This window comes from Streptomyces sp. NPDC005202 (genome assembly GCF_040608235.1).
Classification (GTDB): Bacteria; Actinomycetota; Actinomycetes; order Streptomycetales; family Streptomycetaceae; genus Streptomyces.
Genome location: NZ_JBEXHW010000048.1, coordinates 26,420 through 35,488, shown reverse-complemented (window position 1 = coordinate 35,488; position 9,069 = coordinate 26,420). Strand labels below are relative to the sequence as shown.

Here is a 9,069-nt window from a genome sequence, read left to right as displayed (position 1 = left end):
GCGGCAGAGGACTGAAAGCCACACCCGGACCCCCTGGGTGAGCCAACCCTACGAATGGCTCGCTCATCCCGATCAACAAGGTAGGGAGGACTGAGGGCCTGCGCGGACTGGGGGGCTGCGAGGACCGAGAGGGCCTGCGCGGACTGTGAGGGCCTGCGCGGACTGGGGCCTGCGAGGACCGAGAGGGCTACGAGGACCGAGAGGGACTACGCAGGCTCAAAGGGGGCTACGCGGACTCAGGCGCTGAGCCGACTGAGAGGGACAGGGACGCCCGCCCTTACGAACACACCACCTCGTCGCCCGTCACCACCGCGGAGGCCGCCTGCGCCGGGTCCTCCGCCCGCACCTTCCGCACCTGCCGGAAGTCGGTTCCCGCGATCACCTTGAGCATGGCCCCCTGCCCCGGCACCGCTCGCAGCTCACTCCCCGGCAGCGCGGCGGCGAGTGACCTCGCCGACCGGTCCCACCGGGGGTCGAAAAGGACCACGGTCCGCTTCAGGGCGTGGTCCTTCGCGTCCACCGGAGCCCGCGTCGTCCGGAACCCGGCCGCCGCCAGCGCCGCGTCCACCCGCTTGCCGAGCCCGACGGTGCCGGTCCCGTTCGCCACCAGGACCCGGATCTGCTGCGGGGCGACCTCCACGGTCACCGGGCCGGTGTGCCGGGGCCGGGGCCGGTGCACGGCCAGCGGCCGGTCCTCGCGCAGGGCCCCGAACAGCTGGTCCGCCCTCGCCTGGTCCCACTTCACGGCCGAGCCGAGGCCCTTGACGACGTAGGCCAGCTGCGCGAGGGGGACGGTCGTGAACTCCGAGGAGGAGGGGGAGAAGTTCCGCATCGCCCGCCCGAGGTCCAGCAGCTCGTCCGTGTGGAAACCCTTGTCCGCCCGCACCGAGCCCAGCACCGCCCGGGTCACGTCCCGGAACCGCATGGGGTTCAGCAGCACCTGGGAGGAGGTCGCCCGTTCGATCAGCGCGGCCAGGAAGCGCTGCTGGCGCTTCATCCGGCTCAGGTCGCTGGCCCCGTCGACGTGCCGGGAGCGGACGTACTGCAGGGCCTGGCCCCCGGTGAGCGTGTGGTGGCCGGCCGGCAGGTCCAGGCCGGTGTAGGAGTCCTTCAGCGGCGCGGTGGTGCAGATCTGCACGCCGGAGAGCACGTCCACCGTCCTCATGAAGGTGGTGAAGTCGACCTCGAGGTAGTGGTCGATCTTCAGGTGGGTCATGTTCTCGACCGTGCGCACGGTGAGGTTCGGCCCGCCCTCCGCGTACGCCGCGTTGAGCTTGACCGGGTGCGGCCCGCGCAGCTGCCCGGTGTTCCGGTCCACGTGCGCGGGAACCTCGGTGTAGGTGTCCCGCGGCAGGCTCACCACACTGGCCCGCCCCCGGTCCTCCGACAGGTGCACGATCATCATCGTGTCGGTGCAGTGGCAGGGCTGGCCGCCGAGCCGGTACCTGCGCCGCTCCTGCTCGCTGATCCTGTTCCGGCCGTCGGTGCCGACCAGCAGGACGTTCATGCCGTGACCCGCCTGCGGGCGGTTCTTCATGTCCTTGAAGGGGTCGACCCGGGCGATGTCCGCGTCCAGGCTGGCGACCACCGCGTGCCCGATCCCGGCGGAGGCGAGCACCACCACGGACAGCGTGGTCACCGCCCGCATGGCCCAGCGCGGTCTCCTGCGCCGTACGTGGCGCGGGTACGGCGCGCGGTCCGGCCGCGACGGGGCGGCGGCCTGCTGCGGCCGGCGCTGCGGCTGCGCAGGGGGCCGGGGCGCTTTGGTGGACATGGGGGGACACCTCCGCGAAAGGCGTGGGTGGGCTCCGTGAGCACCGTAGGGCCATACGATCTGCTGCCCGGGGCAGTGACCCGGCGGCGCGCACCGGTGTCCCCCGTTCGCGGTAACGTGAGCACCGATGAACGCCAAGCCCGACGTGCGGCTCCCCGCCGTGTCTGTGATCATGCCCGTCCTCAACGAGGAGCGGCATCTGCGCGGAGCCGTCGAAGCGATCCTCGCGCAGGAGTACGACGGCGAGATGGAGGTGGTGATCGCCCTCGGTCCGTCCACGGACCGCACGGACGAGATCGCCGCCGAGCTCGTCCGGGAAGACCCGCGGGTGCACACGGTCCCGAACCCGACCGGCCGCACCCCCGCCGCGCTCAACGCCGCGATCAAGGCCTCCCGCCACCCGATCGTGGTCCGCGTCGACGGCCACGGCATGCTGTCGCCGAACTACATCGCCACGGCGGTACGGCTCCTGGAAGAGACCGGCGCGCAGAACGTCGGCGGCATCATGCACGCCGAGGGCGAGAACGACTGGGAGCGCGCGGTCGCGGCCGCCATGACGTCGAAGATCGGCGTCGGCAACGCGGCCTTCCACACCGGCGGCGAGGCAGGTCCGGCGGAGACGGTCTACCTGGGCGTCTTCCGGCGCGAGGCGCTGGAGCAACAGGGCGGCTACAACGAGGAGTTCATCCGCGCCCAGGACTGGGAGCTCAACTTCCGCATCCGGGAGGCGGGCGGCCTGATCTGGTTCTCGCCCGAGCTGAAGGTGTCGTACCGGCCCCGCCCGAACGTGAAGGCCCTCGCCAAGCAGTACAAGGACTACGGCCGCTGGCGGCACGTCGTCGCCCGCTACCACGAGGGCTCCATCAACCTGCGCTACCTCGCTCCGCCGACCGCGCTGTGCGCCATCGTGGCCGGGATCGTGGTCGGCGCGGCCCTGACTCCCTGGGGCTTCGTGGTGCCCGGCGGCTATCTGGCGGCGATCGTCGCCGGGTCGGTGCCGGCGGGCAAGGGGCTGCCGTTGAAGGCCCGGCTGCAGATCCCCGTCGCCCTCGCCACCATGCACATGTCCTGGGGTTGGGGCTTCCTCACCAGCCCCCGCTCCCTGGCGAAGAAGGTCATCGCCTCGCGGCGGCCGGCGGTCCTCGCCTCCAACTGAGCGTCGTCCACGGAGTTCTTGAGGGCCCCTCCCGCCGGAGGGGCCCTTCGTGCGGCTACCAGCGGTAGGGCGCGTACACGTCCATGCACTGGCTCTTGTCCGAGCCGTTGATGGCGTCGGCGTTCTGGGGCAGATCGCCCGCCTTGGGCGCCGACTGCTTCGGATAGGTGGTACCCGTGCGCCAGTCGGCGCCCACGACGAGGGTGACACCGGAGACGTCGGTCGACTTCTTCACCGAACTCATCGGAATCCCCAGCGCCTTGGCGATGCGCTGTGCGTCGCCCTCCAGTTCGGCGCTCGGGTAGCGGACGACCGTCCTGTCCTCGGACAGCGCCGCGGAGCCGTCCGCCGTCGCCTTGGTGAAGCCCTTCTGCACGAGCAGCTGGGCGAGCGTGCCGGCGCGGCCCGAGACCGGGCCGAGCGTCGAGGTCCGCGTGGCGTTCTGCACCACCACGCCGATCTTGTCGTCCGCGTCCGCGGGGGTCTTCGTCGGCTGCTCGGTGCTCGTCGACTTCTTCGAGGACGAGCTGCCGCCCTTGTCGAAGGAGATGTCGTCGCGGACCATCTCCCAGACCTTCTCGGCGCCCGAGCTCGGGATCAGGTGGTCGCGGTTCTGCGGGTCCTCGACGGTGGGCATCGTCATCATGGTGATGCGGTCGGTGGGGACCGTCTTCAGCTGCATGCCCAGGTCGTACAGCTTCTTGACCGTGCCGATCTCCTCGGAGACCTTCAGCGACTTCGTGGCCGCCTCCGCCAGGTCCATCAGCCGGCCGGTGTCGGTGAAGACGTTCTGGCCCTTCAGCGTGCGGATCATCGAGTTCATGTACATGTGCTGGGCCTTGGCCCGGCCGAGGTCGCTGTAGAAGGCGTGGCGCGTGCGCAGCCACTGCAGCGCCTGCTTGCCCTGCACCTTGTGCGTGCCGGCCGTGAGCTTCAGCCCGGAGCCGCCGGGCACACCGGGCAGCGGGCGGTCCCAGACGTTCTGCTTCACACAGACGTCGACGCCGCCGACGGCGTCCGCCATCTTCACCACGCCCGCGAAGTCGATCGTCATCCAGTGGTCGATGTAGACACCGGTGAGGTTCTGCCAGGTGGCGAGCGTGCAGCCGGCGCCGCCGCGGGCCAGCGACTCGTTGATGATCGTGTTGACGGGCTGGTAGACCTTGCCCGTGTCGGGGTCGGTGCACTTGGGGATGTCGACCCGGGTGTCGCGCGGAATGCTCACCACGGCGGCGCTCTTGCGGTCCGCGGCCAGGTGGATGAGCATCTGGACGTCGCCCAGCGGCGGGTTGCCGCGGTTGTCCTTGCTGCCGCCCAGTTTCACGTTCTCGGCGGAGTTACGGCTGTCGGAGCCGATCAGCAGGATGTTCATCGGCGTCTGGCCGGCCGCGTCCGGCTCCGACTTCTGCGCCTTGGAGTCGCCGCTGCTGCGCTGGCCCTTGCGTATGTTGCTGTTGAGGTGCTCGTAGTAGAGGTATCCGGCGGCGGCCGTCCCGAGTATCAGCACCGACAGGGTCGTCGCGGCCCAGCGCAGCACGCGGTGCTTGCCTCCGCGTCGGCGCCCCCCGTCGTGCCGCCGCCCGCCGTCTCCGACGCCGGCGCCTCTGCCCGGCCCGTCGCTCTCCGGTGCGGCCTCGACCTCCTCCGGCCGTCCGTCCGTCCAGTCCACATCCCGAGTGCGCCGGACGCCCTCTCGCGTCCGCTCCCCGCGCACACTGCTCTGCGTCATGTCCCCTGCCTCCCCACCCTTGCGCCGTCGACGGGCCTGTCATGCGTCCTGTTAGACGCACAACAGGCCCGTCAGGTCACTTGGCGCACTGAACCTTGTCCGCCGTGGACTTCTGGATGTTCTCCGGCGCCTTCGTCGGAGTGGTGAGCGGGACACCCGCGCCCTTGAAGTCCTTGCCCAGAGTCAGCGTCATCGCCGGCAGGCCCTGGGAGTTGGTCACGCTCTTGCCCGGCTTCAGCGCGGACCCGGACAGCCCCATGAGCGCGGCGAGTTTACGTGCCTGGGCCGCCTGGTCGGGCGCGTACTCCAGCGTGGTCCTGCTGAGCTCCTGCGGCGCGTTGCCTGCGTTCTCGGACTTGAGCACGCCCTCATCATTCTGCAGCCAGGTAAGAGTTTCCTGTGCGGCACCGGCCGCTGCCCCGCCGTTCAGGATGCGCACCCGGACCTCCGAGGCGGGCGCCTGAGTGCCCTTCAGGCGGGCGGCCTCGGCGTCCTTCTCCTTCTTCTGCTGCTTCTTGACCTCGGTGAAGGAGACGTCGTCCTTGATCATCTGGAAGACCTGCGGGGCCGCCGGTTCCTTGAGGACAACGGTCGCGTGCACCTTCTCGGCCGGGTTGTCGATCACCGGCACCGTGGTGAACGTCAGGTTCTTGGGGTTGAGCTTGCCCAGCTCCAGACCGAGGTCCTTCAGCTTGCCGATGTTGTCCAGCTTGGAGTCGACGGTCAGTGCCTTGGTGGCCGCCTCGGCCACGTCCAGCATCTTCGACGGGTTGGTGAGCGTGGAGTTGGACTTCAGCTTCCGCATCAGCGCGCTGAGGAACTGCTGCTGCAGGGTGATCCGGCTCAGGTCGCCGCCGAAGCCGACCGCGTGCCGGGTGCGGACGAAGGCCAGCGCCTGCTCGCCCTCGATGTGGCGCATGCCCTTTTTCAGGTTCAGGTGCGAGTCCGGGTCGTGGATGTCCTTGCCCAGGCACACGTCGACCCCGCCGACCGCCGTCGTCAGTGTCTTGACCGCGTTGAAGTCGGCGACCATGAAGTCGTCCGGGGTGATGCCGGTCAGCTGCGTGACCGTGCGCATGGTGCAGCTCGGCGTACGGCCGTCCTGCCCGAGGCTCGTGTTGAAGCGGACGTTCTGCGTGCCGGGGATGACCTTGGTGGTGCCGTCGGGCTGCTTCGTCGGACAGTCCGGGACGTCGACGATCAGGTCGCGGGGAATGCTCAGCGCGGTCGCGTTGGAGCGGTCCTTGGAGACGTGCAGCAGGATGCTGGTGTCGGCGTGTCCGACGCTGCCGGAGTCGCCGTAGCCCGTGTTGCCCTTGCCGGTGCGCTTGTCGGTGCCGATCAGCAGGATGTTGATCGCCTTGTCCTTCTGGAAGCCGCCGGTGCCCGCGCCGTCGTCGGAGACGGAGGTGATGTTGTCGTTGAGGTGCTTGATGTAGAGGTATCCGGCCGTCGTCGCCGCGACCAGGACGAAGGCCATGGAGCCGCCGGTCCATAGCATGACCTTCTTCGCCTTCGACTTCTTCTTCACCGGCCGGTGTCCGCGCCGCCCGGGCGGTGGCTCCTCCGGCGCGGCGCGCCTGCGGCGGGGGTGCGGGACCTCGGGGGCAGGGGCCCGGGGGGCCTGCCGGCCCGGTGCCGCGGTCCGGTTGCGCACCGCGCCGCCGCTGCTGCCGCGGGAGGTGGCTCTACGAGGGCCCGGAACCGCCGATTGCGGTGCGGAAGGAGTCAGTCGCAGTTCGTATTCGCCGGTGTTCGGATTGAGTACCCACTGGTCTGCGGGGTCGATGTTGTCCGCCCGCCCACGGCCTTGCGCGTCCACGGTTGTCCGAATCCTCCGTCGGGGCCACGCGGCGCCTTCCCCCCCCCACAAGGCGCTCAGGTCTGGTTCACACAGTGCACGACCCCAGGAAGGACCTCGCGGCCGGTTGCACCGGATCGCTCACACTATCCGGACCCTTCCGGGTCAAGCGACGTCGGTGGCAAATTCCACGTCCCTACAACTGGGCAATCCGCCCATTTCTATTGGCAAAAGTTCGCCTTTGGCCGTCGCTTTACCCGCAGGAGCCCTCTGCTGCGGTGTTGCCGCGGAACGTCGGTGCGGGGGAAGGTGGGTGCGACGGGTCGTCGGCCCGCTTGCCGTCGCCGAATGCGCCCGCATTGCTGTACGCACGGTAGTCGTACGGCTGCGCAGACGTATCCCCTTCCTGTGTGGAATCGGTGTCTGCCGACGCCGAATTGCGGCTCTTTGCGCCGGAATCCCGCGGAACTTCCCTGGCGACCTCGACCGGCGCGTCCGCGCGCAGCCGCGCGAACAGCTTTTCCGCGTCCGGTTCCACGAGTTGGTCGCGATTGGCGTTGTAGACGTACGACTCCCGCGGAACCGTCAGGAACTGCACACGTCCGGTGGGGATGTCGCGCAGGCCGCGCACGAGGTTGTACAGGCCGCGCAGGCTCGCCAGATCCGGGTCGGTGGTCAGGGACGAGGTGGCCGCGTCCAGTACGGGATAGAGCTTCACCGGATTCAGCAGGACATCGTTGCTCCGCACCTTGTTGACGAGGGCGCCGAGGAACCGCTGCTGGCGCTCCATCCGGTCGGTGTCGCTGCCGTTGCCGAGGGACTTGCGGACGCGGACGTAACCGAGGGCCTGCTCGCCGTCGAGCGTCACCCTGCCTGCGGGCAGCCGCAGCTTGGCGGCCTTGTCGTCGATGGGCTCCTTCAGGCACACCTCGACGCCGTCGACCGCGTCGACCATTTCCTTGAACCCCCTGAAATCGACCACGACGTGGTGGTCGATCCGGATGTCCGTCAGCTTCTCGACGGTACGGATGGTGCAGGCCGAACCGCCCACCTCGAATGCGTAGTTGAACATCGCGAACATCGGCTCGGTGCGGCTGCCGTCCGGGCGGTGGCAGCTCGGCACGTCCACCATCAGGTCGCGGGGCAGGGACACGGCGGTGGCGCGGTGCCGGTCGGCGGCCAGGTGCAGCAGGATCGTGGTGTCGGACCGCTCGGTCCCCGAGTCCCGTCCGTACCGGGCGTTGCCGTCCCCCGAGCGCGTGTCCGACCCGATCAGCAGGATGTTCTGCGCGTCCTTCACCAGGGCGCCGGGCCGCTCCTTCTCGTACCGCGCGAGCTCGGCCGCGGCCGCGTCGCCGGACGTGATGTTGGCACTGAGCTTGGCGTAGACACCCCACCCGATCCCTACGGCGCCCACGACGAGGACGGCGACCCCGAGGGCGGTGCCCCGCATCCACCGCCGCCGACGCCGCCGTATGAGCCCGGTGCCGGTGGCCGACGCACCGAGGCCCGGCCCCACGGCACCGGCATGATCCTCCGGCGGCCCACCTGGCGTGCCTGCGCTGCGGGTCACGTCTGGGTCCACCCCTCATGCCGTGCGAACGAGCGTTGCTGCTCTTACGACGATGACCCGGAGGAGGCGAGGAGGGCGGGTGGTGATGGGCCGAACGGGGGATGCAAGCGGCGTGGCTGCGGGCCGTCGCGCCTCCCCTGGTGCCTCAAGCGGCCTGGGGGCACCCCCAGGTGCGGCAGGGTGGGCGCAGCGGCACCCGCCGGCGGGGGCGAGCGGACTCAGGCGATGGCAACCGCAGCGCCGGGCACGCACAGATTCGCGCCCGCCCCGCCACCGCTCACCTGGCCGTCGCCGTCACCCGCTCACTCTCGATCCGCTTGGCCAGCGCCTCCTCGCACAACCGGTCGAGGTTCCGGCACAGCACCACCGACCCGCCGGCAGCCAGCGGCGCGTAAAGCCCCGCGCTCAGCCCCTCCCACGTGTCGTACGGCAGCCCGGACAGCAGCCGGGACCCCGGCCCCGTCAGATCCAGCGCCGGCGCGTCCGCCCGCGCCCGCTCCACGACCTCCGCCGCCGTGTACTCCGCCCCGGCCACGATCAGGGCCGGCCACTCTGGATCCACCGGCGCGAACGGCGCGAACCGGTCCCCCTGCCCCGGCACCTCGACGGCGTAGTCGAGGAACCCCTCCGGCGGCTGCGGAAACCGCCCGCCCAGCGGCCGCAGCGCCAGCGCGACCCGCTCCCCGGAGCAGGCCCGTGCCGCCTCCAGCGTGTCCGGCCCGCTGACCACGACGTCGGCCGCCCCCGGATCCCCGCCGACGTCGGCGATCGTGCCCACCGACGCGCACGCCAGCAGCCACACCGCCGTCTGCCAGTGCGCAGGCAGCAGCAGCGCGACCCGGTCGCCCGGCCCGGTGGCGAGGTCCCCCTGGAGGAGGTTGGCGGTCTTGGCCACCCAATTGGCGAAGGTGGCCACGGACAGTTCGACGCGTTCACCCGTGGCGTCGTCGTAGAAGGTCACCAGGGGGCGTCCGGGATCCGCGGCGAGCGCGGAACGCAGCAGGTCGGCGGGGGTGCGTTCGGTGGCGTTCACCCG

6 protein-coding genes are annotated in these 9,069 nt (G+C 70.4%); 1 reads left to right on the top strand and 5 read right to left on the bottom strand.

Annotated elements, in window-relative coordinates; genetic code table 11:
* Positions 1 to 277 precede the first annotated feature (277 nt).
* Positions 278 to 1,774, bottom strand: a complete 1,497-nt coding sequence (locus tag ABZV31_RS35340) for an LCP family protein (RefSeq protein ID WP_355900941.1) — start codon at positions 1,772 to 1,774, stop codon at positions 278 to 280.
* 127 nt (positions 1,775 to 1,901) lie between these two features.
* On the opposite strand from ABZV31_RS35340, the gene ABZV31_RS35335 reads away from it, so the two are divergent.
* The gene (locus tag ABZV31_RS35335) at positions 1,902 to 2,930 is read left to right on the top strand and encodes a glycosyltransferase family 2 protein (RefSeq protein ID WP_355900940.1); all 1,029 of its coding nucleotides are present in this window, start codon (positions 1,902 to 1,904) and stop codon (positions 2,928 to 2,930) included.
* Positions 2,931 to 2,985: 55 nt separating this feature from the next.
* On the opposite strand, the gene ABZV31_RS35330 is transcribed toward ABZV31_RS35335, so the two are convergent.
* The 4 genes from ABZV31_RS35330 to ABZV31_RS35315 all read right to left on the bottom strand — a co-directional run bounded on the left by ABZV31_RS35330 (position 2,986) and on the right by ABZV31_RS35315 (position 9,066).
* Positions 2,986 to 4,659 carry an LCP family protein gene (locus tag ABZV31_RS35330; RefSeq protein WP_355900939.1) on the bottom strand — a complete coding sequence of 558 codons (1,674 nt, stop codon included), beginning with the start codon at positions 4,657 to 4,659 and terminating at the stop codon, positions 2,986 to 2,988.
* Positions 4,660 to 4,735: 76 nt separating this feature from the next.
* Positions 4,736 to 6,481: an LCP family protein gene (locus ABZV31_RS35325; RefSeq protein WP_355900938.1), complete on the bottom strand. Its 1,746-nt coding sequence runs from the start codon at positions 6,479 to 6,481 to the stop codon at positions 4,736 to 4,738.
* A 232-nt stretch (positions 6,482 to 6,713) separates the two neighbouring features.
* The gene (locus tag ABZV31_RS35320; protein ID WP_355900937.1) at positions 6,714 to 7,913 is read right to left on the bottom strand and encodes an LCP family protein; all 1,200 of its coding nucleotides are present in this window, start codon (positions 7,911 to 7,913) and stop codon (positions 6,714 to 6,716) included.
* A gap of 397 nt (positions 7,914 to 8,310) precedes the next feature.
* Positions 8,311 to 9,066, bottom strand: a complete 756-nt coding sequence (locus ABZV31_RS35315; RefSeq protein ID WP_355900936.1) for a TIGR03089 family protein — start codon at positions 9,064 to 9,066, stop codon at positions 8,311 to 8,313.
* Positions 9,067 to 9,069: the final 3 nt, after the last annotated feature.